Genomic DNA, 26075 nt, shown 5'->3' with positions numbered 1-26075 from the left:
ATGGGGGAGGAATTATGATGAAAATTACAGTCATAGGTGGGAGCGGACTTATTGGTTCGAAGCTTGTAAACATCCTTCGGGAGCGTGGGCATGAGGTAGTAGCCGCATCGCCTTCTTTAGGTGTTAATAGCGTAACAGGTGAAGGGTTGGAAGATGCGATCCGCGGATCACAAGTCGTCGTGGACGTCACAAGCCCGCCATCATTCGAAGATAAAGAAGTCATGGACTTCTTCGTCAAATCAACGCGTAATCTGCTTGCTGCTGAGCAAGACGCTGGCATCAGTCATCATGTTGCATTGTCTGTTGTCGGTACCGACCGCTTGCAGGAGAGCGGATATTTCCGTGCAAAGCTGGCTCAGGAAGAGCTCATCAAATCTTCAGGCGTCCCGTATACGATTGTTCGTGCTACGCAATTCTTCGAGTTCGTTAGTAGTATTGCTTTGGTAGCGACCGAAGGAGACATCGTCCGGCTGCCTTCCGCGCTCACGCAGCCAATGGTGTCCGATGATGTTGCGGCAGCAGTAGCCGATTTCACTCTAAAAACGCAAGTTTGCGGGACGGTCGAGGTGGCTGGTCCGGATCAGATTCCGCTTGATGAGCTTGTAAGACAGTACTTGAGTGCGACTCGGGACAGAAGGCAGGTCATTACAGATGCCAGCGCACTTTACTTCGGTTCCGTGAAAGTGGATGATCAATCACTCGTGCCTTGCGGCAATCGTCCACACATTGCCTCGACCCGTTTCGGAGATTGGCTGAAACAGTTCTAAGGGGAAAGATACGGCATGACAAAAGCTGCGCAGTACATCTCGATCATTGCCGGCATGCTATTATTTGTATTCGTTATTGCCATGCCTCCCACCATTATTAGCAAGAACCGAGTGGATAGTGCACTGCAATTCCATTGGTCTAATGGTCCGTCAAGTCTGGAAAGCTATGTTAGAGGTTTGCTGAATGGACAAACTCTGCATTATATGGCTGGCAGGACGGAGAGAGCCTTTCTAGAGCAGGTAGGAAGCAACTTCAAACTAACATTAGTTTATATGACGGTTGGGGCTTCGATTGCCATGACGATCGGCATTCTACTCGGCATTTATTTCTCGGTTATCTGTGCAGAGAGGCTCAAACGTCTTCTGGAGCTGACGAGTGTAATTCCGGACTTTGTCATCGTCCTGCTGCTTCAGTTGCTAGTTGTAGTGATTGTAGATGCGACCGGGGTGAGCCTCTTTCAAGTGGCAAGCGTCACTACGGATGATCCGGCGATCGCACTGCCGTTAATCTCAGCCATACTTATTCCTGGGACTTATATCATTCGAAATGTAACGCTCCATATGAATCAAACGTTGACCGAGGATTACATCAGTTTTGCAAAAGCACGTGGGATGGGCAAACGTTATATCATCTTCTTTCACGCGCTGCCTAACGTACTTCCTTTTGTCAAAGCAGACCTGCATAAGTTTTTGGGGATCCTGTTCGGCAATTTGTTTATTTTTGAATATCTATACAACCTGAACGGAGTGACAGCGCTCGTATTCTCCAATGTCTATGCCTATAATGGCTACCAGTACAACCTGGTCGTGAATGGGATTTTCACTTGGACGATTATCCGGAGGCATCTATTTCCACACTTAATGGAGAGCTTTCTCATTCTATTCGTGCAAGAAATCGTGCTGATTCTTAGCTTGTTCGGCCAGCTCGGAATCTTTAATATATTCGTCGGCGGCACGGTGTTGTATCCAGATGAGTTCGACCCGATCTTTGCGAGCCGAACGAACGAGTGGAGCGGGCTAATCGGCCAAGCACGAAGCAGCTTGTACATTTATAGGTGGTTATTGTTCATACCGCTGGTCACCTATATCGCCTACATTATTGGATTCCATCTCATCGGGACAGGCCTTGAGAACTGTTCAAGCAGAAGTTCTCCAAGTTCTCGCATATCTAGAAACACCAAAAGCCGCGTGGTTCGCGGCTTTTTTTGATTATAGCTTTTCCGAAGCAGTATGATTTTCTAATAAGAGATGCACACTAGTAGAACTTACCACCTTCACGGAGGGCTGCCGCGTGCGCATTTTGGCTGTCATTTGCTCCATAATCATGCCGGGATTCGGCCAGTTATACAATCGCCAGTACGTTAAAGCCTTAATCCTGCTGCTGTTGGAGTTGGCTCTGAATAGCACGATCCACCTCAATCACGTCATTCGACTCGATATGATCGGCCACGACGAGAAAATTTTTCAGTCCGCCAATTTGGAGGTTGCGCATTTCTATCCAGGATTTTACGTCATGGCGACATGGGACGCATTCGCATCGGCAAGACCCTTCCCGCCTGACCCGCGATCCGTCATCTTCTTTCAAGTCGCAGGACTTGTGGGTACATTTTGCGTCATCTTCTCCCAAACGATCCCGAACCCCGTTGTCACTTCAGGATTAATCATGATTGGAATCATTCTATTAGGAGCGATTATATTCAACAAATCCAGTCGCAAACCATCACAAGGAGGAGACACTTCATGAACGAGCAAGAAATGAATGATGATATGCGAGATCTACAGAATAGCCAAGAGCGAGATACAGACCTTATTGAAGCTAAGGAAACGGATGAACCCGTACAATTTGACTCTGCCATTTTTGCAACGAATGGAGCTATCGATCCGAGAGCTCTGAGGGAGTAGGGAGCCTCGGTAATGAGCGTTGACAGCAGTTGGCACGACGCATATAATTGGAAATAACTTGAATATGAAACGGCTATGATGAGTACGAGTAACGGGATGACGGCTTATCCGGAGAGCTCCGGTTGGTGAGCAGGAGTGAAGAAGTCTCCCAGCAGCACGTGAGTGATAACAGGCTCTCGTCCCTTTTGGGATGAGAGTCTTTTGTATTTTTCTATATGAGGAGGAGGAACATCGATGCGAACCATATTTATTGGCGGTGCCTGGCCATATGCGAATGGGTCCCTTCATCTGGGCAGGCTCGCGAGTTTGCTGCCTGGAGATGTGCTTGCGCGTTATCACCGATCTAAAGGCGACCAAGTGCTGTATGTATCCGGAAGCGATTGTCACGGAACGCCAGTTGCGGTGCAGGCATCTCAAGCGGGAGTGAGTCCGAGAGAAATCGCCGACAAGTACCACGAGGAGTTCAAGGATTGTTTCAACAGGCTGAATTTCACCTATGACCTGTACACGCGAACCGATGAGGAGCATCATCACAAGACGGTGCAGCAGATTTTCCTTCAGCTTCTCGAACACGGTTATCTCGATCGCAGAACTGTAGAGCAAACGTATTGTGAAATCGATCAGCGGTTCCTTCCGGACCGTTACGTTGAGGGGATATGCCCCGTCTGCGGAGAGAAGGCGAGAGGCGATCAGTGTGACTACTGCTCGACCCTGCTGGACCCATCGGACCTGCTGGATCGAAAATGCAAGCTATGCGGGAATCCGCCGGTGAACAGGGAAACCGAGCATTTTTATCTGCTGCTGTCTAAGCTTCAGGATGAACTGCGTGCTTATACGGATGCTGCTGACGGGTGGCGGGACAATGCCGTACAGATGACGGAGAGATATCTGGCGGAAGGGCTGCTAGACAGAGCTGTAACTCGGGACTTGGACTGGGGAGTTGATGTTCCGGTCGAAGGATTCGAAGGGAAAAAAATTTATGTCTGGATTGAAGCGGTAAGCGGGTATCTCTCGGCAAGCATCCGGTGGGCAGAAACGAATGGTGCAGACTGGAGGCCCTTCTGGGCTGAAGATGGTGCGGATACTATAGCCTATTACGTGCATGGCAAAGACAACATTCCATTCCACACGTTAATTTGGCCAGCTATTCTATCGGGAGCGGGTAATCTGCATCGTCCGGATCGAATTATCTCCAGCGAATATATGACTTTGGAAGGGAAGAAGTTCTCCACGAGCCGGAACTGGGCTGTTTGGGTACCGGATATTTTGGAGCGTTATTCCTCCGATTCGATCCGCTACTTCTTGATCGCGAACGGTCCTGAGCGGCGAGATACGGACTTCTCGTGGAGGGAGTTCATTCATAGCCATAATGGGGAGCTGCTCGGCGCTTTCGGTAATTTCGTGAACCGAACGCTCGCTTTTATCACCAAATCCTTCCATTCTGAGGTGCCATCCGGCAGCTTGGATAACGAGTGGTCGACTGCACTGAGCAGTCTGTTTGATACCGTAGGAGAGTTGATCGAAGCTGGTCGCTTCAAGGAAGCGGTGGAGCAGATTTTCAGCGTTATCAGGCGGGCTAACAAATATTTTGACGAGGAAAAGCCTTGGAACACGTACCGTGATAACCCCACTGCTTGTGCGCAAACGTTATATGTCTGCACGCAGATCATTGCTAACTTGAGCAGCTTATTGAATCCGTTTCTTCCTGCAGCATGCGCGAGGATTCGAGCATTCTTGGCTATCGGAGATGAGCCGGGTTGGGAGCTCATTACGGTTCCTGCGGGGCAGAAGCTGAGCGGTGTGAGTCATTTGTTCGAGCGGATTCCCGTCGAGCGGATTAAGGAAGAGGAAGAGCGGTTGGAGGGGAGCAGGAAGTGATCGGACTGGGACTGTGCGGGTAAGGATGCTGGTAAGTTTTATGCAGGGACTGATATCTTCTTCCATCATCTCATCGAAAATAACGCGGAAGCATTAGAACTGCTTAAAGAACGAAATGTATCCGATGACTTTCTAAAAAATAGCTTTGTTTTTTGTATGCATCAGGGCTATGAGTTTGATTATTTTCAACTGGATGGAAATGACGATCCCCGAGTCTATCATTATGTCGAAGTTGATGACTTGCCAACTTTAAGCTGGGAAAGCTTTTCAAGCTTTTTGAAATTGGAACTAAAACAATCAGCCGAAGCGGTCATAAAGGGCTGGTAAATTGATGAAATAGATGATCACCTAATCGCCTTTGTTCATAACATGTAGGCAAAGGGTGGTGATGATCTGCATGCGCGTAACGATCACGATGGCATGTACGGAATGCGGCAGCCGCAACTACATGACGACCAAGAGCAAGAAAAATAATCCAGCCCGCTTGGAGCTTCGAAAATATTGCCCTACTCATCGAAAAGTAACGCTTCATAGAGAGACAAGATCTTGAGTTAGCGGCTGGTAGCATAACGAATTAAGCATACAAAGGCACTTAATCGAAAAGATTAGGTGCCTTTGTTCAACTTGAGGAAATAGTTGAATATTAACATTTTAAGGAATATGATGCTAGTAGCTGGAACTTGGTAGAGTCAGGAGGATTGCCTGGTGCACGAGCGTAAATCCACTTATAATATACAAAATGCGATCCTTGGATTTGAGTCTGAAGTAGAGCGGTTAAAGGCGCAAGCAACGATGGGATGGGAGAAAGAGTATCGCAATCTGCAATGGTATGGACTCCAGAACGGGATGAACGTCCTTGAGCTAGGAAGCGGGCCAGGATTCGTAACAGTACAACTATTTCACAGTCTGCCAGACAGCCAGATTGCTGCATTAGAAATAGATGCTTCTCTTATTGACAAAGCTAGATCGCTTCTCTCAGACGTAGCTTCTTCAAGACTTCGATTTGTTCAGTCGTCTGTATATGATATGGGGCTGGCTTCCCGACAATTTGTTTGATTTTGTGATTGCAAGGCTGTTGTTTCTGCATATACATGATCCTCTGCTGGCAGCTCGAGAGATATATCGTGTCCTGAAACCTGGAGGGAAACTCGTAATTATTGATGTAGATGATGGTATCTTCGGAGTTGTACATCCGGATCTGGATGTCTTGCCAACAGTCTTGAAGAAAGTCGCGAACCACATGGCTAAAAAAGGAGGAAACCGCCATATCGGACGCAGCGTACCACGTTTGTTAAGTCAAGCAGGTTTCACTCAGATTGATATGGATACTGTTACCAAGCATAGTGACATTCATGGGATTGCAGGCTTCAAGCGACAGTTCGATAGTAAGCGGTTCGCAGCATTTTTCCATAGCGGAATCATTACAGAGCAAGAATATGAGAGGATGTCGTCGGCTTCGGAGCAGCTCTTTAATGATACAGAATCGTATGCAATGATGCTTTTCGTCATGGCGTATGGTCAGAAACCGAAGTTTGAAGTGACGGGCGAGTGAACTAACTGTATCGATGAAGGCCAATTAATAATAGTCGAGAGGGGCATGACTCCGATGCAAGAAGCAATCGTCGTTTATTATGTAACTTCAAAGAAGAACAACCTTGAAGTATTGAATGCTATGCTTTCAGATGGGTGGAGAGTGGTCAGTCAAAACCCGATGGGTGGTCAATGCGGCGCTGCGATGTATTCCTTAGTGATTTTGGAGAAGGAGGAAAAGTAATGATTAAACTGTTCGAATACAATTGGCAAGTCCGGAATGAGTGGTTCGATTGGTGCGCGACTGTGGCTGAGGAAGAGCTGATGAAGAAACGGACCGGCGGGTTAGGATACATTTTGCCGACGTTGTATCATATTGTCGCGGTTGAGTATGGCTGGATTTGCGGCGGTATCCAGCAGCAGCAGGTTTTTATTCCTTCCTTTGAGGAAGTGGCGAGTCTGCAACAAGTTAAGGATTTTTCCGCTCGTTGCCATAAGGAGCTCGCGCCAATCGTATACGATTGGAATGCCAGTCTCGAAGAGCGCGTGATGATTGACATTACGGACGATGGTGAAGAGGAACACCATACATACGGAGAAGTGATGCGCCACGTCATCGCCCACGAGATCCACCATATGGGACAGCTCTCAGTGTGGGCGAGAGAAGTCGGGAAGAAGCCGGTTAGTGCTAATTTCATTGGTAGAGGTTTGTTTGGGAAATAGGCCTTGGGAAGTGTAGGCCGAGCTTGGTGTTTGAGTTGGTTTTGAGCTTTAAAACGCAGCCGATGCGCGGCGGCGTTTTTTTGTATAAGGAGAGAGGCGTGATCCTTCCTAGCACCGGAATGCGCTGAGAGCGGAAAAAGCCTCTCTCGAGTCGAAATACCCTCTAAATTGGCTCCGAGAGCGGAAAAACCCTCTCTCAGCACGCCAAACTAACCAACTAATCGCGTTTTCGCTGCTTGAGAGCAGAAAAAGCCTCTCTCAAGTCGAAATACCCTCCAATTTGGCTCTGAGAGAGGGAAAACCCTCTCTCAGCACGCCAACTAACCAGTTTACGCTGCTCGATAGCTGAGAGTCGGAAAATCCGACTCTCATGCCCGAAATAAGCCGATTTCAAGATTGAGAGTCGGAAATTCCGACTCTCAGCAGTGAGAAAATGCTGGTCAGCCTTGCTTTCCGATCTGAGAGTAGAGAAATTCGACTCTCGCACTGGAAATTCACGGGTTTCATAGCTGAGAGTCGGAAAATCCTACTCTCAGGAGCACCGTAGCGACCTTCGACTAGTTCCAACTTCTGGACACCGATGCTATAGTGGATATATCCACTCAAATATCCAGATATTAAGGTGTTTTCAAAGCTATATTGGATTTATCCATTCATTCTAGGCGAAATGGGCTCATTTCGTCTGTTTTTAGCGGAAATGAGTGGATTTTTCCACTATAGCTCGCAATTATCGCTCAAATCCTATTTTATTGTGGGATTTATCCAACATAGCCCTTTCGTGGAGGCAAGCGAGGTGGTTGCAATCACCCTTCAGGCATAAAGTACGTCGATTGAAAACGTTCGACCCACTTCCTCCAGAATTGGACGAGGTCGAACTCTGTCTGTCGATCGAAACGCTCCTCAAGCAGCGTGAAGGATTGTATTCGCGTCAGGCGAAAAGGCAACATACGCCTATTTACCTCGGACTCACCAACCTCAGCGCCAACGCTGGCTACCATGAACCAGATTCCGCCCTTCGCGACTAGTCCATGCGGCTCGACCCGTGCCTCGAACAACGCTCCATCCTTCGATTGATAAACGAGAAGGGCAGCGCGCTGTTCCCATACCGCCTGCTGCACCAGCTGCAGGAAATCGACCTGCGGATCGCGCGGCCGCCATGCCTCTGTGTCCAAGAAGACGCGGTCGCGAATCCACTCCGCGTCTACTTTGTGCCGAGTAGGGAGCGCATTCATTATCTTCAGCAGCCCCGACCGGAAAGAGGAGCCGATGCCGAGCTGCTCCATCGTTTGGCTGGCATGCTGCACGAACAGCGCTTGCACTTCCGAGGAGGTCAAGTCGTCCGCGCGCGTGCGATATTCCGGCGGAAGCGAGATGCCGCCGCCGTTGCCTGGCTCGGCATAGACGGGGATTCCCGCCGCACTCAGCGCGTCGATGTCCCGGTAAATGGTGCGCTCAGACACCTCCAGCCGCTTCGCCAGCTCTTTCGCAGTAAGCCGGCCTTCCGTCTGCAGCAGCAAGGTCATCATGATGAGCCGATCCGCTCGCATATGCTCCGCCTCCCGTTTTTTTAGCTCCATTCTAATGATTGTGGACAGAAGATGTCAACTTTGACACGTATAATGGATGCTATAGGGTATTCGGGCAGCAGAGTAAGGAGGCACAATATTGAAGCGGTTGTATCAGGATTGGAAATCGGCTCATCGCAACGTTCGTTTACTTCAGACCATCGCCTGCTTGCGGAGTGTCTGCCAGGGCATCGCGATTGTCGATGTCAGCTTATATTTGAACGCGCTCGGCTTTGGCGGTGGAGCAGTCGGCGGCATGATTGCCCTCACGCTGCTTGTCCGTCTCTCATTGTCGGCGTTCGCAAGAACGATTAATGCCCGGCTCGGCGCCAAAAAATATCTGCTCGCATTCGAGCTGTTGACTGCTGTTGCATCATTAACGCTGGTTTTCTCGACGAACGCGGCTGTTATTTGCACCTCGCTTGCAGTCGCCGGATTAGGCGTGGGACATAGCGGCTCCGGCGGACCGGCGGGTCCGATTGAGCGCTTCTGGATTGCAGCCCACGCGAAGCAGCAGACGGATCGCGCCTACGGATTTCATGCGGCATTCGGCTACATCGGCTTAGCGGTTGGCTGCCTGCTCGCTGGTGTACCGCAATTCTTGCAAATCGCTCAAAACGGCGCAAGCACTTATCGAGCAATGTTCGCGGTCATTACTGCATTGTCGCTAGCATGCGCGGCAATCGTATACCGCTTGAAAGGCGGCGAGCGGAAATCACGCGGAGCTGGAACTGTAGCTGCCAGTACAGATGATCGAACAACGGGTCGTTCATCGAGTGCCGCAGCGCTGGTCAATGGCTTGGCGCTGGCGCTCTCCGGTACGATGACGTCCTACTGGCTGCGAGCCAAGTTCGGCGTATCCGAAGCAGAGATCGGCATCGTCATGGCGTTGTCCTACGCCGGCGCTGGGATTACATCGATAGGCGGCATCTGGGCGGCCGAACGTTTCGGCACGGCGAAGGCGATCGTGGGCATGCAGCTGGCTGGCGTAGTCACGGTAGCGCTAATGCCGTGGTCCGGCTCTATATATTCCGCCGCTATCCTGACTGCGCTGACTACATCGCTTCACATGGGATCGCGCAGCAATCGGAGCGCTGCGGCGGCGAGCAAACGCCGTTCGCGCACAAGTCCAGAGGTGAGCAGCGCTGAGGAGCTCGACCTATCTGGCACAGATATTGCCGAGCCAGCCAACGAAAGAAGCAGCAGAAAGCGACGATTCATGCAGACAAGATGGCGTGCCCTTCTGCTGCGATTGAGCATCGTGCTCTGGCCTGGTGCTTTTGGCAGAATGATTGAGCACGGCCACTGGGTGCTGCCATTCTACGTCGCGGCGGTTATCCAACTGGCGACGACGGTCTGGTATGCATCAGCATCGGCATCGGCATCGATGTCGCCAACAGAGTTGGAAGCATCAGCCACGACTTCCACTATGGATGATAGGAACGCGTACTGCTTTTACCATACGCAAATCAAGCTGCCGACAACGATCGGCGGCTGTTTTTAATTTCAGGACATATGTCCTTTTCCAATTCATTGGTTCATCGTTAAATAAGAAGAGCAATGTTGATGGAGGAGGAGGAAGACGGCGAATGAAAGGAATCCTATACGCCATACTAGGAGGCGTATTTCTAACGATGCAAAGCACCGCGAACGCAGCAATCGGAGAGAAGCTCGGATCGTGGCAAGCTGCGACTTTAACGCAAGGGACCGGATTTGTTGCGGCGATGCTGATAGTATGGATTACAAAGGACCGCTCGTGGAGGAAGCTATCGCAAGTTAAACTTTATTATCGATTCGGCGGGGCGCTCGCAGCGATCATTATTTTCAGCAACATCACAGCTTTTCACTTAAATGGCGCAGCACTAACCGTATCGGCAGTATTGATCGCTCAGATCTTCGCTACGCTTGGCATGGAGAAAGCCGGCTGGTACGGGAAGCGTGTACTGCAGCTTCGGATGCCGCAATGGATCGGAATTGCACTAATGATCACGGGCATCTTATGTTTATCATTCTAATTCGCCAATCGATCAACGAGAGGGGGCTTATGCGATGAAAGAAATCGAGAACGCATCACAACGAATCGGACAATACTTGGCGCAGCACGCGCTTGAAGATATTTTTCCAAGCTCGCTCAGACAGCATCTCGTACTGTTTCAGTTCGAACCGGAGGAAGCGCTGTGCAAGCAGGGCGAGGCGCAAGAATGGATCTTCGTTATCGTGCGCGGGAAAGTGAAAGTCTATACGACGTCTACGGAAGGCAACACGCTGCTCGTGAATTTCACTTCGCCCCTTGGCGTTATTGGAGAAATCGAGTGTCTGAACGGACTGGAAACGCTAAATACGGTCACGGCGGTAACCGCTGTAGAGGCGATCGGAATCCACAAAAGATTCCTGCACCTCTACCGGGAGGAAGTATCGTTCCTGCAGTTTCTGCTGCACCTGATTTCGGATAAATTTTATAACAAGTCGATCTCACTAAGCTTCAATCTGCTGTATCCGGTTGAAGTTCGTCTCGCAAGCTATTTGTTGTCCGTGACAACACCGCAAGCCACGAAAGTCAGCACAGCTAATTTGAAGGATATCGCGAGCTTGATCGGCACCAGCTACAGGCATTTGAACCGGGTCATTCTGAAATTTTGCAACATGCATCTAATTGATCGAAACCGAGGTACGCTGCATGTCCAAGACCGCGCTGGACTGGAAGCAGCCGCTGGACGAAATATCTACGAACAACATGGGGAGCGGAGGGAGTATCGATGATGGTTGGTGTAGTGTTGGCATTGATGGCAGGAATGCTCGTCAGCGTGCAAACCTTGTTCAATAACAAAGTGAACACGGCGGTTCACTCTCACACGACAACGGCGCTCGTGCTGGGAATGGGATTTATCGCGTCACTTGGCGTTGGAGTCATAATGGAAGGTGCGGATTTCTTCAATTGGCCGGCAATGCCGCTATGGTTCTGGTTTAGTGGATTATTAGGGATTGGCGTTGTGACATGCGTAGTGAAAGGCGTTCGACTTCTTGGACCAAGCACTTCGACAACGATGGTCATGGCATCCCAGCTGGTCTGTGCGTTATGGTGGGATTCGACGGGCTGGTTCGGTCTAGAGCAAGTTCCATTCAGCTGGCAGAAGGCTATCGGCGTCACCGCGTTGATCGCTGGCCTGCTGCTATTCAAATTTCAGACGCAAGCGAAGACGAGCAAAGCTGATTTAAGCAAACCTTTAACTAATTCCGCAGGAGATTCCAAGCGGAGAAGTGAATACGTAAGTTAATGCGCAAGCCTTAACGGCTTCAATTAAATGCGTACAAAATTGGGAAAAATGGAGAACTGGATAAATGGGAAACTGTGCTATCCTTCAGATTGTTTTCCGAGGCGCAGACAGGATTAGACTTCATGAAGGAACGATCGAACGATGGCGGCAGAGCTATCGTTTTTTTTTGCTGTTTGCAGAGCAATTGCAGAAGCTAGACAACTCGGGAAGGACGATGAGACATGTACCGATTGTTAATTGTGGACGACGAGAAAGACATACGCGAAGTATTGGCTTCCTGGCACTGGGAGAGGCATTTGAAGAACTAATAGGGAGAAGGGTTCTCGGAGCGATCTGAGAGCCCTTTTTCATTTGGCGGGATTAGCAACTTTTAGGAGATTTCAGCGTCTGAAAGATATACAATATTTAGGAATTGATTTTGCTTTTTTCGCAGTCATGCATAGAGGAAGGTGTTGTTGTTGTCGGTGATAGCCAAGCATAGGAGGAAGATATTTAATGGTTTTGTTGTAATCATGGTAGGGGGAGTTTTAACTGTTTCGACGACGTCTGTAATTGCTGATTCAGGTGAACGAACTCAAGCGGGTAAGCAGTTAATCCCATTGCTCATGAATGATCAATTTGTGTTATTCCCCGGAGATAAAGCACCGTACTTGAAAAATAACAAGCTGATGGTGCCGCTGCATACGTTCGCAGACACAATTGGTGCAATTGTGACGGAACGGACCTATCCGGTCGTGCAGCAGAATAAGACCATGATGAAGAGCTCTTATAAGATTAGACCCCTTGTTTCTGTGGATGAAGTTGGCGGTTTGCGAGAGGGCATCGCGAGTGCTATCTATGGAGGCGATATGGGCTATGACCTTCTAGCAGCACCTGAATATCGAGCGGGCGATCTATATGTCCCTGCAACGCCGATTCTCCGCGGCCTAAGGTATTCCTACTCTTACGAGACAAGAACTGTAGGTAGAAATCACACTGCGCTGGCTGTTATGGATCCTACCTTTGATCGACTTTTGTCTCAAGTGATTATTCGTGATGTTCATCATCCAGCGTATCCTCCAATCATGTCGGACGCGCCATATCCGCTTATTCCGACGGTTTTGACCCAACACCAGGTACGGCTCAGTTCAGGAGCTTCCGCCAACCGTCTGAGCTTCACATTCGAGCGGGAAGAAGGATATGGAGAGCGCCCGTCATCTATAACGCTAAGCATCATTGCTGTAGACAAGAACGGCAAAACTGCCACTTCCATCAAGGAGCTTGCGCCTAATGGCGACCTGACTCGGACTGTCGTAACAGACGTGCCCTTCGAAGCCGCATATGTACTCGTTCGTGCTACTCCGAACTTTCAATCCGAGCCTGTTTATCCGTTTGGTTATACGTTGAAATCGAAGTTAAGCCAGGCGGTGGCGAAGTTCTACGGAAGACAGGAGATGTTTTCGGATTACGGGTTGCATCCGGTCGATGTGAGAGTGAGTGCTCAAGGGATCGCGCTTACTGTAAGGAATTTTGCTTGGAATCGTCAACCCGTTACTAACGAAGCCTTCAAAGCTTTAAAGCAGTCCATCTATGAGCTAGTGGGGCGTTCATTCTCACTTCGCATCGTAGAAGAAGCACGAAACGAGCAGCCAGATGTAACGGGAACGATTACGTCAATCGACAAATCTGGAAGAATTACAATCCAGCCTGATCGTCTCGAAGGAGAAGAGGCGGATTCTTTAGTTTGGCTAGGTACGCCAGATGATGATCTGTATATTCATTCGACGTCTCATGAAACTGGACTTATTCCTTCGGACCTTAAAGTCGGGATGCAAGTAAGTGCATGGATCAGCGGTGAAACATTGCGAGATACGGATGCAGTTCATGTGCAATTGCGCGAGATCATAGTTCAATAGCAGGGGATAGAAACGAGGAGATGGTCGAGTTGAATTCATGGAAGTACATAGGCCTACTCTCATCATTGCTGGCAATTGGAATGTATTTCATTTTCTTGTTTGCTAATCCATACAGTTCCGTGCCTGCGAATCATACGACAATCGAGCGGATGGGTTTGTTCCTCCTGGCGCCTGCGTGTGCAGCATTACTAGGTACTCTTCGGAAAAGCCATGTGCTGCTGCTCATTGCGTTCTTCTGGGCATTCCCACTAAGCTTGTACCTCGTAAATTTCCCAAGTATCTTTATGCTCTTTTTCGTGAGTTGCATGGGCTATTTGATTGCTGGAATACGATTACGAAATCGGCATGGAGCTTTGAAGAGAAACGACGAGGAGAGTGATCATGTTGACGAGATTATTAAATAAGATTGCGATTGTTACAGGTACGAGCCGTAGGAACGGAATCGGCACTGCCATTTGCCGAGAATTCGCCAAAGAAGGCGCGGATATTTTCTTCACGCATTGGACGAGGTACGATCAACATATGAGCTATGTCACTGATGAGGATCTGGACTGGACGGAGCGATTCAAAGAGGAGATTCGAAGCTTTGGCGTGCGCTGCGAGTCTATGGAACTGGATCTATCCAAGCCGGAAGCACCGAAGTTGCTGCTTGATGAAGTTCAGGAGAAGCTAGGTTCGCCTGCAATTTTAGTGAATAATGCAGCCTATTCCATAGATGTAGATTTTCGTTCATTGAATGCCGATAACCTGGATGCGCATTACAACGTGAATGTAAGAGGGACACTTCTTCTGACCGTTGAGTTTGCCAAGCTTATTGAAGGAAAACATGGCGGCCGGGTCATTAACATGGTATCAGGTCAAGACAAGTCGCCGGAACCCGGAAATTTGGCGTATGTAGCAACGAAAGGCGCGGTTTCCACGTTCACGAAGTCAGTAGGGCTCGAACTGGCACCGCTTCAAGTCACGGTGAATGCCGTAGATCCTGGACCGACCGACAGTGGATGGATGAACAATGAATTGAAAGCAGCACTACTGCCCAAGTTCCGGATGGGACGAATTGGAGTCCCGAGAGACGCCGCCAAGCTAGTCGTGTTCTTAGCAAGTGATGAAGCGGAATGGATTACGGGACAGATCATACATTCGGATGGTGGTTTCTGGTAGGAGTCAGAGAGAGATAGAGGAGAGAGGCAACATGAATATTGAACTTAGTCGAGTTCCATATGAAGACAAGACCGTTCTTTACAACCTTATTCAGCTCTATCGATACGACAGCAGCGAGTTTGATGGACATATCCTTAACAATCACGGGTTGTACGTATATCGATACTTTGACCACCAGTGGACAGACGAGTATCGTCGTCCCCTTATCGTAACGGTAGATGGAGAGATTGCTGGCTTTGTATTAGTTAGTCTGGATATCCAGCAGGACTATATGAAATTGAGCACTGCCGAGAAAACAAATGCGATCAGCGATTTCTTTATTATGCGAAAGTACAGGCGTAAAGGAGTTGGCAGTACGGTTGCAGATTTACTCTTCAATAAGTTCCCCGGCATGTGGGAAGTGAGGCAGACAGCTGCTAACCAGCCTGCTTATCTGTTTTGGAAACAGGTGCTTTCGAAGTATTCGAATAATGAGGTATATCAAGAGAGTTTCATAGACAATGAGAAATGGCATGGTCCGGTTTTTGTTATAGAGGCGAAGAAAGAGGATTGAAGTTGGAGGAATTGCGATGCGAAGAATGCTAGTTTCGCTGCTTATCATACTAGGGGTTACTGCGGGATGTTCTTCTACAGAGAATCAAAGGCAGAAGAAGATATTAGAAGCAGATGGATATGTAGTGAAACAACTACGAGACTCTCAGCCTTTCGAGATATTTATTAAACCGGAATGGATTCCTTTTAAATCGGAGGAACGTCTTAAGGAAAATCATAAATTAGTACAATTGAATCAAACGACCATCTATCTTCAGGATGTTTGGAATCGCGGCAAATTTGCAAATGACATCTATTTTAGTTTTCACACCACTTACCAACTGAATCGCGATAATGGCACATTTATGAGCAATAACAGCTACAATGGCGTTGGTACCATTTCAAGCTTCTACTCCATAGACGCTTTCACAATTTACGATTCGAAACATCATGAAATCATAATTGGCGAAACAGGGTCAGGGCCAGGGTCAGATTTTTCATTCGCGGTTGATTATGATCAGTTAAAGGATATCAAGAATGGATTTTATTTGAAGTACACAGGAATGCACGTATATGCGTATTCTGCATCTGAAAATGTAGAGCTTGACCAAGCAGCAAACGAAGCGATCTCTAACTATATCGTCGAGCACTACAAAGATGTCTATTCGGGTACTGATAAGTCCTTCGAGGTTCATAAAGTATATGGATCTGCCAAGGCAGGGAACGAAATCAAGGTATATATGTACTCCCTTTACGGCGGCTTCAACAAGAACAGCGAAAATAGTATGAACGGACATTCTTTGCCCGCCGTCGTAACATTGAAACAAGAAGATGGCGCCTACACCGTCACCGGTTACAAAGAACCGCAAGATGGCGATGAGAATGCCAAATCGATAAAATCCATGTTCCCCGAAAAGTATCACGCTCAAATATGGAATGACAAAACGAACTCAGCTAATTTGGAAGATAATCTCCTGCATGAGGTCCAAAAGTGGCAAGCATCACTCTAACCTGAAGGAGTGGGGAAGATGATTGTACGTGAATCCGAAAATGATTTCTCGATGGTAACCCAACACGATCATGCGATTCTATCTAGAGATATTGCTGGCCATTTCAAGGATGGTTACTATATCGATCTTACGTTTAAGAACGATATTCTACTGGCGATCAGAGAGCATGATAGAGGCTGGATCAGGCTGGATGAGACTCCGATTTGGAATGACCGTATTCATGCTCCATTTTCATTCATGGATTACCCGCTGTATGGGAAATTACCCCTCTATCGGATCGGGATTGACGAGGTCGAGGAGATGAGCAGCTACGCTGCGCTATTGTGCAGTCTTCATTACACGTCGTTCAAGCCGATTCGAAATTCGGCACATCCGGATTGTGTCGCTTACATGAAGCATGAAACGAATAGACAGAACGAGATTTTGAAGAAGCTGGATTTGGAAGCTGGTTGCGAGTTAGTAACTCAGCATTTGAACATGCTGCAGCTATGTGATGATCTGTCATTATATGTTTGTCTGAATCAGCCTGGTGCAACGAAAGAAGAGGAACATCCGTGGTACAAGGAAGCTTTTGGAACGGCGATACAGAATCAAGCGTTTCGTGCAAAGTGGATCAACAATGTGGAAATTGGGCTTCAACCATTCCCGTTTATCCGTGATTTCAAAGTAAGCCTGCGGATCAAGCATGTTTCTCGTGAGCTGAGAGCACAATATGGGATTGGAAAAGCCTATATGGACACGGAGTTTGACGTGCAAGAAGTTACTTTTGCGGATGGCTGAAAGTGATTTCATAGCCAGTTGGATTCCGCTGAGAGATCGATCATTGCGATAAGTGAACATTACTCGCAAGTTTATTAGATCGTCATGTCGACTATATCGGTCAGCAATTCGATTGGATTGATAAACTCGGTCACAAGAAACCATCCAACGGTATTTTTTATCTTTTAGAGAGGTTTCATCTGAACCATCGTGCTGCCTTTATAGACTCAATCGAGATTAATAGTTTGGAGAAGCGTCTCACGCGGCTGAACGCTCATTGTGTTCTGCTAACCTTGTCACCCGAAGTTATTGAAGGCAGGTATATTGAAAGCCGAGGGCGAGATTGGAAAAACGATGTGATGCAAAATGATGCGACGCCAGCGGAGGCATCCCAAAGGTTCCTAGAGCAGCAAGAGCAGCTTCGGGACTGTGCGAGAGAGTCACGAATTCCAACGATTGAGATCAATTCCGACCAAGCGGATTGGGATGGGATTGCGGCGCAAATCCTTGGAACCCTGTAACGGTTGCCGCAGCGCTTATTTGCACGAAAACAGCTCATTATAAACGCTAACGGTTGTTGGAGCGGCTATTTGGCGAGATGCATAAGAAAACGATGGTGATTGCACCAATTAGGCTTCTTAGCAACCGTTAGAGTTACAAAAGCATCATTTTAGGCTAAATAGCCTATGTGGCAACCGTTAGAATTTTGGCGGGAAGTAACGCTTTTGGTTATTATATAATTGAGATCTGAATAGAAAAATTTGATACCAGATAGGAGTCCGTTACGATGATCAAAGGTTTTGGCGGCATATTTTGGAGAACGAAGAATTTGGAAGCCGTGAAAAAATGGTACAACGACGTGCTGAAGCTTGAAATTGGCGATTGGAATATGACGATCATAAAGCCCGAAGCAGGTCACGAGACGATCTTCACTCTATTCGCCGAGGAAAACGATTATTTCCCAACAGAGCAGCAAGTGATGTTGAATTTCCAAGTACATAGTCTAGACGAGACGCTTAAGCATCTTGAACAGCTTGGCGTACCGCTTGCCAAGAAAGAAGAAGTTCATGGATACGGAAAGTTTGCTTGGATCGAGGATCCTGAAGGTCGACTGATCGAGCTTTGGGAGAAGAACGAGTAGAAGGAGATAGCATGGAACAGACAGCAGCCGGCAACTGGACGGGTTGCTGTTTTTTTCGTGAAGGAGCGACCTTTGCGTGATCGACAACGTCAATCCGTCCAAAAATGATAGAAAATTCCATATCGATCAACGAGAATGAGCGATAGAATATAGGATCATGTATCCTGTACTGTAGGAGTTGTTACGATGATAAGCGATACTCGTCTGCCTAGATCCACGCCAGAGCAACAAGGGATTTCTTCTACCTCAATCGTAAAATTTCTAGATGTCATTCGCGAGAACAATTGGGAGGTTCACGGCTTCATGCTCTCGCGGCACGGATACGTTGTTGCCGAAGGCTGGTGGGACCCTTATCGGAGAGACATTCCGCATGCCTTGTACTCCATGAGCAAGAGCTTGATATCAACAGCAATAGGCTTCGCAGTTGCGGAGAGACTCATCTCGCTGGATAACCGAATCATTGACCTCTTCCCTGAAGATGCGCCGGAAATCCCCTCTGAGAACTTGGCCGCTATGAGGATCCGGCATCTGCTCATGATGGCGTCTGGACATGCGGAGGCTGTTACAACGTGGTCTTGTGGAGACGGCAACTGGGTGAAACTGTTTCTGACAACCCCGATCGAGCACGCTCCTGGAACGCATTTTGTCTATAATACTGCAGCTTCATATATGCTCTGTGCGATCATTAATCGTGCCTCTGGGCAGTCGATAGACGCTTATCTGGATACACGATTATTTGCTCCACTAGGTCTGACAACAGTAAAATGGGACAAATGTCCGCGTGGCGTTGTACATGCTGGTTTGGGAACGAGCCTTACAAGTGAAGATGCAGCCAAGTTTGGGCAGCTCTATTTGCAACGAGGACAATGGAACGGCGCACAACTGCTCCCTGCAAGTTGGATTGACGAAGCGACTTCTTATCATATTTCCACCGGTGATCCCGTATATAACGATTTTACGCAAGGCTATGGCTATCAATTCTGGCGCTGCCGGCACAATACGTATCGAGCGGATGGCGCATACGGCCAAGTTTGCCTCGTGATGCCTGATCAAGATGCTGTCATTGCCTTGTTCTCTGGAACGGATGAGAAGGAAGCAGTGGTGAATGCAATCTGGGAAACGCTGTTGCCTGGTATGTCTAACGAAGCATTAGCCCCGAATAGAGAAGCCTTGTCAGAGTTGAGCGGGCGGTTGGATGAACTTCGGATCGAAGTTGACCTGAGGGAAACGGCTTCACGGATTGAGTCGCTTATTCAAGACCGAATCTATATGATCGAACCGAATCAAGAACAGATAGAAACGGTATCCCTGCGGTTCGAGCCACATGAAGCTACGCTGACAATTCATAATCCCTTTGGCGAGCAGCATGCGCGATTGGGCCGAGGCTGGTGGCAGATGAGCAGTCTAGCTGTTTCAGATCCTGGCGAAGGCTCGGCAATGAAGGTCGCAGGCAGCTTCATATGGCTCGACGAGCGCACGCTGGTCATCCATTTGGCTTTTGTAGAAACTTCGTTCAGACGCATGTTCACTTGCCGTTTCTCAGCGCAGTCTTGCGAGATTGAACTTGAGCTTGCCTCTAACTTATACTGGGATTGGCTTCCGCAAGAAGCTGCTCGCATGACTGGCATTTGGAACGGGAACGGAGTGGATTCAAATGGAATTCTCAATCATTGAATATGAACCTTCTTACGGGGAACAAACGGTTAAGATGTGGAGGGAAAGCAAGGAGCAAGCGATTGGGCAGAAAGACATACACTCGTTTGAGGATCATCTTTACTTTCTGAATCACATTTTGAAGCAAGACAATAAGGTTCTTCTGGCTATCGATCCAACTCGTGATCAAGTAGCAGGCATATTGGCTTGTAATGAGAACTGGGTTAACCAGCTGTACATTCATCTCGATTATCAGGGGTTAGGACTCGGGACTCGGCTGCTGAACCTCGCCAAACAGCAATCTGCAGGAACTCTGTACTTATACACTTTCGAAGTGAACAAGAAAGCGCAGCGATTCTATGAGCGTAACGGGTTTCGGATTATTGGCAGAGGTTCGATTAATGAAGAGCAGCTCGACGATATAAAGTATGAGTGGAACAAATCTTGAAGCGATATTAGAGGGCAGAGGACAGAGTGAGAAGAGAGAGAGCAGAGAGAGAGAAGAGAGATGATAGAGGATAGGCGCATGCCTGTCCTCTTTTTAATGCGAAACTACATTTGCAGCCGGAAATGGTCAGCGGTAGAACCATATGAGACCTCTGGACGATGCTATGGCAGGGTAAATGGCAAGTTTGGCGTTTGAGAGAGACGAATTGGAGCTCTCAGCATCGGAAACGCACAAAACGGTCGGCGAGAGATCAAAATGGGATCTTTCACCGTTGATGTGGCAAGGTAACTAGCGAGTTTGGCGTTTGAGAGAGCTGAAATGGAGCTCCCAGCTTCAGAAACTCACGAAATGTTCGCCGAGAGATCCAAATGGGATCTGTCGGCATCGCTGTGGCTTCAGTGTATACTGAAATCGACAACGAATACTTGCAGCTGAACAACACGGTTGGCGTGCATTGGCGCAATGGTCTTGAGAATGCTCCGGTCAATCCGGTTACGAGCGGTATGCAAACGGTGTTCTCGGACGACTTCAAGACAATGCCATCCATCAGCAAAACGGGTATCGGCGCTACATACGCTTCAGCGAAGGTCGATGAAGCGCGGGGCGGAATGTTCGGCTGGGCGGCGTTCGAGGATCGCGGCGGCACGAACGATCCGTTCTCGATCGCCGACAACGATTTCATGCAATTGACGACGACCTATCATCCGACTGGATATGTCCGCGATGATTATTGGAAGCAGAAAGTCAGCACTGGCTACCTGTCCTCCATGGATCAGGCAGGGGGCGGCTTCCATACGGAGGGCGGACGGAACCAATATTTTGAGGCGAGGATGTTCTTCGGTCCGAACCCTGGCATGTGGCCGGCGTTCTGGACATTGACGGCGAACGGCTACGTCCAGAATGCATACTTGGCCAATCAGCCAAGCGACGAGCTCGACATCCTTGAAGGCTCCATGGGTACGCCGAATGGCTATCAAATCGCGTGGCATCCATGGGGCTATGACAAGCCGGCAGCAGCGGGCTATGATGCGAGCAAGCTCGGCGGCGGCTACCAGATAAACTTGGATACGCCGCCATTTAACAACGTTAACCTTGCGCTGTGCTTCCATACGCTAGGCGTCTATATTACAAAGGACATGACGTACTACTATTGCGATAACGTGTTCGTGAATCAACACAAGACATTGCCGTTCAGCTGGCAATACGGCAATTATTTCATTCTTAACCCGGCATTGTCCGATCATTATGGCATTAAAGGCAATAGCAGCGATCCGTTCGAGATTTTCGAAGTGCCAGGCGGCTTCACGCGCTATGGCAACGAGAGCAACACTTACATCGACTGGGTCCGCGCCTATCAGGATGCCCCAGGAACCGTCCGGTTTGAGAGCAATTCCTCCATCAAGGCGCTTTCTGGAGATGTCGTGAGCGTGAACGTAAGCCGTAATGACGCAGCGGCAGAGCTATCCGGCTCGTATCATGTCAGAAGCTGGCGATGAAAACGCTGCAGCCGGCTGCCACAGTCACGGTGCAAGCGAGTGCGTCTAGCAAGTCTAGCGTGTTCAGCGACCTTGCAACTAAGTGGACTTGGGCAGCGGAGGCGATTGGGTACTTAGCCGAGCACGACATTCTCTCCGGAACTGGAGGCGGCAAGTTCGAGCCTGAGAAGCCGGTTAACGGCGGTCATTCTGTATCGGATGCTTATGCTTCAGAACTCCTAATTCGTTGTGATAGATAGGGACGCTTTCGTCCTTGTGACGGAGGCAGTCCTTGTCTACGCGCTGCACCTACTTACCTTAAGGTTACTGACTAATCATTTTTTCACTTCTTATGCTTGGCAGGCTATATTGTTATAATTGAAGTAGCTGAAGCGTTTACACTAGAGATAATAGAGTATACGGAGGAGGAAGAAAGATGCAAAAGGCAGTGCTAGGCAGAACAGGGCTCGAGGTTACGAAGCTTGGATTTGGCGCTATGGAGATTCGTGGTCCCCGGATATGGGGCGGGCGGTCCGTTACAGAAGGCGAAGCTGATCGCATCCTGAACGCTGTACTGGATGCAGGGATTAACTTCATTGATACGGCTTATGATTACGGCTTAAGCGAAGAGTATATCGGCCGCTTCATCAGTAAACGTCGTGATGAGTATATTCTAGCAACCAAATGCGGATGTACGGTCGTCAATTGCGGCGATCACGATGAGACGCCGCATGTTTGGACAAGAGATAACTTGCTTCATAACATTGAAACGAGCTTGAGTCGCATGAAGACGGACTACATCGATCTGCTGCAGCTGCATAACCCGACTGTTGAACAAACCGAAGATGGCAACCTGGTAGAAGTGCTTCGGGAAATCCAAGCTTCGGGCAAAGTGCGCTGGATCGGAATCTCCTCCACGCTGCCGCACATCACCAGTTACATCCGGTCTGGCGTGTTCGACAGCTTCCAAATTCCGTATTCCGCACTGGAACGAGATCATGAGAACATTATTTCGGAAGCGGCAAATGCTGGTGCAGGTACGATTATCCGCGGCGGTGTAGGGCGAGGCGAACCAGGTGCGGGACTCGGCAACGAAGATCGATGGACCATTTGGGAGCAGGCACAGCTGGACGAGCTTCTCGAAGAAGGCGAAAGCCGGACCGGATTTATGCTGCGCTACACGCTTAGCCATCCGAATCTGTCCACGACCATCGTTGGAACGAAGAATCCCGAGCATTTGGCTGAAAATATTCGAATTGCCGAGAAAGGGGCACTCCCTGTGGCAATCTATGAAGAGGCGAAGCGCCGCCTGCAATCGGTCGGCCAAGGTCCGCGTATCTAGAAGCAACTAAGAGAAGGCAGTCGATAGGATTCGGCTGTCTTTTTCTGTTATGGATAGCATGTCTGAGGAGCTAGCTGAATCTACTTAATCATAGGAGGGATCGTTTATGGATACCACAGCCACAGGCTTGCAAGGTAAAAATGCGCTCGTTACCGGTTCCAGCCGGGGGTTAGGCAAGCAATATGCGCTCGATCTGGCTCGCGCCGGTGCAAACGTCATTATTCATGACATTCGGGACAGCTCGGCAGCCGAATTTAACGAAGCGGCTTCCGGCCATGCGGTTGCAGAGGAAATTAGGCAGCTAGGCGTTAAATCTGCCTTTATCGCTGCCGATCTGACCGATCCGGATCAAGTTGAAGCGCTCATCAACGGCACGATCACCGAGCTCGGGTCATTGGATATTCTGGTCAATAACGCAGGGGGCGATATTGGCAAGAGCACGCCTCGCCCGGAACCGAACGACGCGCTTGATATCTCTGTCGACGATATTCGATCGGTCGTCGAACGGAATCTGCTGACCACCATGTATGCTTGCAAATTCGCTGGCTCCCATATGCGGGACAGGAGTACCGGCAAGATCGTGAATGTCGGCTCGATCGCAGGACATGTGCCAGTGACGAACGGCATTATCTATGCCGCGGCGAAGACTGGCATCTCATCGTATACGCGAAGCCTGGCGGAGCAGCTGCGATCGTACGATGTCAATGTGAATTGCATCTCGCCCGCACCTACGTATACGGGCAGGTTTCTTGCCACACGCACCGTTGCAAGCGAAGAGGGACGATCCCGCCTTCAGCGAATCGCGCAGCCCGAAGATATGTCAAGCATCGTCCTCTTCCTGTGCAGCTCCGCTTCGGACGCCTTATCCGGCGAGACGATCGTCTGCTGGAAATAACGAATCGGAGGGAAGTGCACAGCAATGAGCGAAGCCATACGTTTCATCATGGGGGCGGAAGAGCCGCTTCATTATGATATCTTTACCCATGCAGCCGGTCCTGAGGGCAAGCTGCCGCTTTCCTCGGATATGCTGCTGAATCTTCCGAGCGGTGATTTATTCGGGATGAGCCAAAATGTCGGGATGGGCTGGAAGCCTGATCAGCTTCTCGGCAAGCAGGTGCTCATTCTCAGCACGCAAGGCGGACTCCGCAGCGAAGACGGAACGCCAATTGCACTCGGGTACCATACCGGCCACTGGGAAGTCGGCATTCTCGTCAAAGAAGCTGCGCTTGAAGTGAGCGCCATGGGCGGACTTCCTTTCGCCGCTTACGTCAGCGATCCGTGCGATGGCCGTTCGCAAGGAACGACAGGCATGTTTGACTCGCTGCCATACCGCAACGATGCGGCGATGGTGTATCGGCGCCTGATTCGTTCGCTTCCAACAAGGAGCGGCGTAATAGGCGTGGGCACTTGCGACAAAGGGCTGCCCGCGATGATGATTGCGCTTGCGGCCATGCATGATCTTCCCGCGATTATCGTGCCAGGCGGCGTGACGCTGCCGCCTACTGTCGGAGAAGACGCGGGCAAGATCCAGACGATCGGCGCTCGCTATTCGCATGGACAAATTACGCTCGACGAAGCAGCCGATCTGGGCTGTCGCGTATGCGCTACGCCTGGAGGCGGCTGCCAGTTCCTCGGCACCGCGGCCTCTGCGCAAGTTGTCGCCGAGGCGCTTGGCATGTCATTGCCGCATTCGGCGCTCGCACCTTCCGGCCAGCCGATCTGGCGCGACATGGCAAGGCAATCGGCAAGGGCGGTTCAGTGGATGCACAAGAGCGGGATCACGATGCGGGATATTTTGACCGATGCGGCTTTCGAGAATGCGATGGCCGTACATGCCGCATTTGGCGGCTCAACGAATCTGCTGCTTCACATCCCTGCCATCGCGCATGCAGCAAAGTGTCGAATACCTGATGTTGCAGACTGGACCCGTGTGAACAAGGCGGTTCCGCGGCTCGTTAGCGTGCTGCCGAACGGACCAGAATATCATCCAACCATTCGCGTGTTTATGGCAGGCGGCGTTCCGGAGGTTATGCTGCATCTCCGCAAGCTTGGTCTGCTCAATCTGAAAGTAAAGACCGTCTCAGGCGAATCGCTCGATCATTTGCTAGATTGGTGGGAGGATTCGCAGCGGCGCCACGAAATTCGCAAACGTTTACTAGAAACCGATGGGATTGATCCGTCCCAGGTCATATTGAGCCCGGAACGTGCATCTTCCATGGGATTGACCTCTACCGTTACTTTTCCAATCGGCAATCTGGCTCCAGAAGGATCCGTTATCAAGTCAACATCCATCGATCCAAGTGTTGTCGGCGAAGACGGTGTCTATCACCATATTGGACAGGCTAAAGTGTTCACAACCGAGAAACAGGCAGTAAGCGCCATAAAGCTCGGTCAGGTACAGGAAGGCAATATTGTCGTGCTAATCGGCAGAGGCCCTTCAGGAACGGGAATGGAGGAGACGTATCAATTAACCTCCGCCTTAAAACATCTGCCATTCGGAAAACATGTGACACTGCTGACAGATGCAAGGTTCTCCGGCGTATCGACTGGAGCCTGCATCGGCCATATCAGCCCGGAAGCGCTTGTTGGCGGTCCGATAGGCAAAGTGCAAGACGGCGACTGGATTGAAGTGCGAATTGACCGAACGAAGCTTGAGGGCAGTGTTCAGTTTGTGGGACAAGGCGAAGAGCGCTTCAGCCCGGAGACCGGTGCTGAGATTCTCGCTTCGCGTCCAATGCACCAAGACCTTGCGCCAGATCCGAATCTGCCTGACGACACCAGGCTGTGGGCTGCGCTTCAAGCCGCGAGCGGAGGCACGTGGAGAGGCAGTATTTATGATGTCGATCGAATCGTCGAGACGTTGCAAGCAGGTATGGAGGCGTTGGCTAAGTCGAAATCATAACATTTGTCGGTCAGCCAGAGTAATCTGGTTGACCTTTTTTCATGCCATTAACCCAACATCACTAGCACAATATGATATAATTGGGCAAAATTACATAATTGTAAGCGAAGTGGGAAAG

At 49.5% G+C, this 26075-nt stretch carries 28 protein-coding genes; 27 read left to right on the top strand and 1 reads right to left on the bottom strand.

Going from position 1 to position 26075, the window contains the following annotated elements; genetic code table 11:
• The first annotated feature begins 14 nt into the window (after positions 1 to 14).
• The 10 genes from A8990_RS07860 to A8990_RS07830 all read left to right on the top strand — a co-directional run bounded on the left by A8990_RS07860 (position 15) and on the right by A8990_RS07830 (position 6800).
• Positions 15 to 767 carry an SDR family oxidoreductase gene (locus tag A8990_RS07860; RefSeq protein ID WP_245995892.1) on the top strand — a complete coding sequence of 251 codons (753 nt, stop codon included), beginning with the start codon at positions 15 to 17 and terminating at the stop codon, positions 765 to 767.
• Between the two features lie 15 nt (positions 768 to 782).
• Complete coding sequence (locus A8990_RS07855; RefSeq protein WP_116188469.1) at positions 783 to 1976, top strand: ABC transporter permease subunit; 1194 nt, start codon at positions 783 to 785, stop codon at positions 1974 to 1976.
• Between the two features lie 82 nt (positions 1977 to 2058).
• Positions 2059 to 2511, top strand: coding sequence for a hypothetical protein (locus A8990_RS07850; protein WP_116188468.1), 453 nt, complete (start codon positions 2059 to 2061; stop codon positions 2509 to 2511).
• Entirely contained in the window at positions 2508 to 2669 is a 162-nt protein-coding gene (locus A8990_RS31465) for a hypothetical protein (RefSeq protein WP_181909456.1), read from the top strand. Before A8990_RS07850 ends, A8990_RS31465 begins: the two co-directional genes overlap by 4 nt.
• Before the next feature lie 234 nt (positions 2670 to 2903).
• Entirely contained in the window at positions 2904 to 4547 is a 1644-nt protein-coding gene (metG, locus tag A8990_RS07845) for a methionine--tRNA ligase (RefSeq protein ID WP_116188467.1), read from the top strand.
• A gap of 397 nt (positions 4548 to 4944) precedes the next feature.
• Positions 4945 to 5097 carry a 50S ribosomal protein L33 gene (gene rpmG / locus A8990_RS07840; RefSeq protein ID WP_116188466.1) on the top strand — a complete coding sequence of 51 codons (153 nt, stop codon included), beginning with the start codon at positions 4945 to 4947 and terminating at the stop codon, positions 5095 to 5097.
• Between the two features lie 155 nt (positions 5098 to 5252).
• Positions 5253 to 5603, top strand: coding sequence for a class I SAM-dependent methyltransferase (locus tag A8990_RS32020; RefSeq protein ID WP_245995891.1), 351 nt, complete (start codon positions 5253 to 5255; stop codon positions 5601 to 5603).
• Positions 5596 to 6099: a methyltransferase domain-containing protein gene (locus A8990_RS32015; protein ID WP_245995890.1), complete on the top strand. Its 504-nt coding sequence runs from the start codon at positions 5596 to 5598 to the stop codon at positions 6097 to 6099. The genes A8990_RS32020 and A8990_RS32015 overlap by 8 nt, the downstream gene beginning before the upstream one ends.
• Positions 6100 to 6153: 54 nt before the next feature.
• The gene (locus tag A8990_RS31460; RefSeq protein ID WP_181909455.1) at positions 6154 to 6321 is read left to right on the top strand and encodes a DUF4177 domain-containing protein; all 168 of its coding nucleotides are present in this window, start codon (positions 6154 to 6156) and stop codon (positions 6319 to 6321) included.
• Positions 6321 to 6800: a DinB family protein gene (locus A8990_RS07830; RefSeq protein ID WP_116188465.1), complete on the top strand. Its 480-nt coding sequence runs from the start codon at positions 6321 to 6323 to the stop codon at positions 6798 to 6800. The genes A8990_RS31460 and A8990_RS07830 overlap by 1 nt, the downstream gene beginning before the upstream one ends.
• Positions 6801 to 7603: 803 nt before the next feature.
• On the opposite strand, the gene A8990_RS07825 is transcribed toward A8990_RS07830, so the two are convergent.
• A complete protein-coding gene (locus tag A8990_RS07825) occupies positions 7604 to 8347 on the bottom strand; it encodes a helix-turn-helix transcriptional regulator (protein ID WP_181909454.1) in 744 nt (247 codons plus the stop codon).
• A 118-nt stretch (positions 8348 to 8465) separates the two neighbouring features.
• Here A8990_RS07825 and A8990_RS07820 point away from each other — a divergent pair, with 118 nt between their 5' ends.
• The 17 genes from A8990_RS07820 (at position 8466) to A8990_RS07730 (ending at position 25957) form a co-directional block, all read left to right on the top strand.
• On the top strand, positions 8466 to 9869 hold the full coding sequence (locus A8990_RS07820; protein WP_116188463.1) for an MFS transporter: 1404 nt from the start codon (positions 8466 to 8468) through the stop codon (positions 9867 to 9869).
• A gap of 85 nt (positions 9870 to 9954) precedes the next feature.
• Positions 9955 to 10380 carry a DMT family transporter gene (locus A8990_RS07815; RefSeq protein WP_116188462.1) on the top strand — a complete coding sequence of 142 codons (426 nt, stop codon included), beginning with the start codon at positions 9955 to 9957 and terminating at the stop codon, positions 10378 to 10380.
• Positions 10381 to 10414: 34 nt separating this feature from the next.
• The gene (locus A8990_RS07810; RefSeq protein ID WP_116188461.1) at positions 10415 to 11125 is read left to right on the top strand and encodes a Crp/Fnr family transcriptional regulator; all 711 of its coding nucleotides are present in this window, start codon (positions 10415 to 10417) and stop codon (positions 11123 to 11125) included.
• Positions 11122 to 11640, top strand: a complete 519-nt coding sequence (locus tag A8990_RS07805) for a DMT family transporter (RefSeq protein WP_116188460.1) — start codon at positions 11122 to 11124, stop codon at positions 11638 to 11640. The genes A8990_RS07810 and A8990_RS07805 overlap by 4 nt, the downstream gene beginning before the upstream one ends.
• A gap of 458 nt (positions 11641 to 12098) precedes the next feature.
• Positions 12099 to 13535 carry a hypothetical protein gene (locus tag A8990_RS07795; RefSeq protein WP_147306786.1) on the top strand — a complete coding sequence of 479 codons (1437 nt, stop codon included), beginning with the start codon at positions 12099 to 12101 and terminating at the stop codon, positions 13533 to 13535.
• Positions 13536 to 13919: 384 nt separating this feature from the next.
• Positions 13920 to 14696, top strand: coding sequence for an SDR family oxidoreductase (locus A8990_RS07785; RefSeq protein ID WP_116188607.1), 777 nt, complete (start codon positions 13920 to 13922; stop codon positions 14694 to 14696).
• Positions 14697 to 14727: 31 nt separating this feature from the next.
• Positions 14728 to 15249, top strand: a complete 522-nt coding sequence (locus A8990_RS07780) for a GNAT family N-acetyltransferase (RefSeq protein ID WP_116188456.1) — start codon at positions 14728 to 14730, stop codon at positions 15247 to 15249.
• A gap of 16 nt (positions 15250 to 15265) precedes the next feature.
• Entirely contained in the window at positions 15266 to 16237 is a 972-nt protein-coding gene (locus A8990_RS07775; protein ID WP_116188455.1) for a hypothetical protein, read from the top strand.
• Positions 16238 to 16255: 18 nt separating this feature from the next.
• Complete coding sequence (locus A8990_RS07770; RefSeq protein WP_116188454.1) at positions 16256 to 17017, top strand: DUF3891 family protein; 762 nt, start codon at positions 16256 to 16258, stop codon at positions 17015 to 17017.
• Between the two features lie 766 nt (positions 17018 to 17783).
• Positions 17784 to 18137 carry a VOC family protein gene (locus A8990_RS07765; protein ID WP_116188453.1) on the top strand — a complete coding sequence of 118 codons (354 nt, stop codon included), beginning with the start codon at positions 17784 to 17786 and terminating at the stop codon, positions 18135 to 18137.
• A gap of 186 nt (positions 18138 to 18323) precedes the next feature.
• Positions 18324 to 19811 (top strand): serine hydrolase domain-containing protein, encoded by a 1488-nt coding sequence (locus tag A8990_RS07760; RefSeq protein ID WP_116188452.1) that lies wholly within the window; start codon positions 18324 to 18326, stop codon positions 19809 to 19811.
• Positions 19792 to 20238 (top strand): GNAT family N-acetyltransferase, encoded by a 447-nt coding sequence (locus tag A8990_RS07755; protein ID WP_116188451.1) that lies wholly within the window; start codon positions 19792 to 19794, stop codon positions 20236 to 20238. Before A8990_RS07760 ends, A8990_RS07755 begins: the two co-directional genes overlap by 20 nt.
• A gap of 389 nt (positions 20239 to 20627) precedes the next feature.
• A complete protein-coding gene (locus A8990_RS07750; protein WP_181909453.1) occupies positions 20628 to 21734 on the top strand; it encodes a glycoside hydrolase family 16 protein in 1107 nt (368 codons plus the stop codon).
• The gene (locus A8990_RS07745; protein ID WP_116188449.1) at positions 21731 to 21973 is read left to right on the top strand and encodes an S-layer homology domain-containing protein; all 243 of its coding nucleotides are present in this window, start codon (positions 21731 to 21733) and stop codon (positions 21971 to 21973) included. Before A8990_RS07750 ends, A8990_RS07745 begins: the two co-directional genes overlap by 4 nt.
• A 176-nt stretch (positions 21974 to 22149) precedes the next feature.
• Positions 22150 to 23055, top strand: a complete 906-nt coding sequence (locus A8990_RS07740) for an aldo/keto reductase (protein ID WP_116188448.1) — start codon at positions 22150 to 22152, stop codon at positions 23053 to 23055.
• A 106-nt stretch (positions 23056 to 23161) separates the two neighbouring features.
• Positions 23162 to 23950, top strand: a complete 789-nt coding sequence (locus A8990_RS07735) for an SDR family NAD(P)-dependent oxidoreductase (RefSeq protein WP_116188447.1) — start codon at positions 23162 to 23164, stop codon at positions 23948 to 23950.
• Between the two features lie 24 nt (positions 23951 to 23974).
• Positions 23975 to 25957 (top strand): YjhG/YagF family D-xylonate dehydratase, encoded by a 1983-nt coding sequence (locus A8990_RS07730; protein WP_116188446.1) that lies wholly within the window; start codon positions 23975 to 23977, stop codon positions 25955 to 25957.
• The last annotated feature ends 118 nt before the right edge of the window (positions 25958 to 26075 follow it).

It is taken from the genome of Paenibacillus taihuensis (assembly GCF_003386535.1).
Classification (GTDB): domain Bacteria; phylum Bacillota; class Bacilli; order Paenibacillales; family Paenibacillaceae; genus Paenibacillus_Z; species Paenibacillus_Z taihuensis.
The sequence above is the reverse complement of the archived record's forward strand: the minus strand, read 5'-3'. Positions and strand labels throughout refer to the sequence as shown.

What these genes read in the sequence shown, in the direction of transcription:
- rpmG (WP_116188466.1), top strand. Translation starts at nt 4,945, where the DNA reads ATGCGCGTAACGATCACGATGGCATGTACGGAATGCGGCAGCCGCAAC.
- A8990_RS07760 (WP_116188452.1), top strand. Translation starts at nt 18,324, where the DNA reads ATGATAAGCGATACTCGTCTGCCTAGATCCACGCCAGAGCAACAAGGG.
- A8990_RS07735 (WP_116188447.1), top strand. Translation starts at nt 23,162, where the DNA reads ATGGATACCACAGCCACAGGCTTGCAAGGTAAAAATGCGCTCGTTACC.
- A8990_RS31460 (WP_181909455.1), top strand. Translation starts at nt 6,154, where the DNA reads ATGCAAGAAGCAATCGTCGTTTATTATGTAACTTCAAAGAAGAACAAC.
- A8990_RS07740 (WP_116188448.1), top strand. Translation starts at nt 22,150, where the DNA reads ATGCAAAAGGCAGTGCTAGGCAGAACAGGGCTCGAGGTTACGAAGCTT.
- metG (WP_116188467.1), top strand. Translation starts at nt 2,904, where the DNA reads ATGCGAACCATATTTATTGGCGGTGCCTGGCCATATGCGAATGGGTCC.
- A8990_RS07830 (WP_116188465.1), top strand. Translation starts at nt 6,321, where the DNA reads ATGATTAAACTGTTCGAATACAATTGGCAAGTCCGGAATGAGTGGTTC.
- A8990_RS07860 (WP_245995892.1), top strand. Translation starts at nt 15, where the DNA reads ATGATGAAAATTACAGTCATAGGTGGGAGCGGACTTATTGGTTCGAAG.
- A8990_RS07765 (WP_116188453.1), top strand. Translation starts at nt 17,784, where the DNA reads ATGATCAAAGGTTTTGGCGGCATATTTTGGAGAACGAAGAATTTGGAA.
- A8990_RS31465 (WP_181909456.1), top strand. Translation starts at nt 2,508, where the DNA reads ATGAACGAGCAAGAAATGAATGATGATATGCGAGATCTACAGAATAGC.
- A8990_RS07810 (WP_116188461.1), top strand. Translation starts at nt 10,415, where the DNA reads ATGAAAGAAATCGAGAACGCATCACAACGAATCGGACAATACTTGGCG.
- A8990_RS07805 (WP_116188460.1), top strand. Translation starts at nt 11,122, where the DNA reads ATGATGGTTGGTGTAGTGTTGGCATTGATGGCAGGAATGCTCGTCAGC.
- A8990_RS07780 (WP_116188456.1), top strand. Translation starts at nt 14,728, where the DNA reads ATGAATATTGAACTTAGTCGAGTTCCATATGAAGACAAGACCGTTCTT.
- A8990_RS07815 (WP_116188462.1), top strand. Translation starts at nt 9,955, where the DNA reads ATGAAAGGAATCCTATACGCCATACTAGGAGGCGTATTTCTAACGATG.
- A8990_RS07855 (WP_116188469.1), top strand. Translation starts at nt 783, where the DNA reads ATGACAAAAGCTGCGCAGTACATCTCGATCATTGCCGGCATGCTATTA.
- A8990_RS07770 (WP_116188454.1), top strand. Translation starts at nt 16,256, where the DNA reads ATGATTGTACGTGAATCCGAAAATGATTTCTCGATGGTAACCCAACAC.
- A8990_RS07730 (WP_116188446.1), top strand. Translation starts at nt 23,975, where the DNA reads ATGAGCGAAGCCATACGTTTCATCATGGGGGCGGAAGAGCCGCTTCAT.
- A8990_RS07745 (WP_116188449.1), top strand. Translation starts at nt 21,731, where the DNA reads ATGAAAACGCTGCAGCCGGCTGCCACAGTCACGGTGCAAGCGAGTGCG.
- A8990_RS07775 (WP_116188455.1), top strand. Translation starts at nt 15,266, where the DNA reads ATGCGAAGAATGCTAGTTTCGCTGCTTATCATACTAGGGGTTACTGCG.
- A8990_RS07755 (WP_116188451.1), top strand. Translation starts at nt 19,792, where the DNA reads ATGGAATTCTCAATCATTGAATATGAACCTTCTTACGGGGAACAAACG.
- A8990_RS07825 (WP_181909454.1), bottom strand. Translation starts at nt 8,347, where the DNA reads ATGCGAGCGGATCGGCTCATCATGATGACCTTGCTGCTGCAGACGGAA.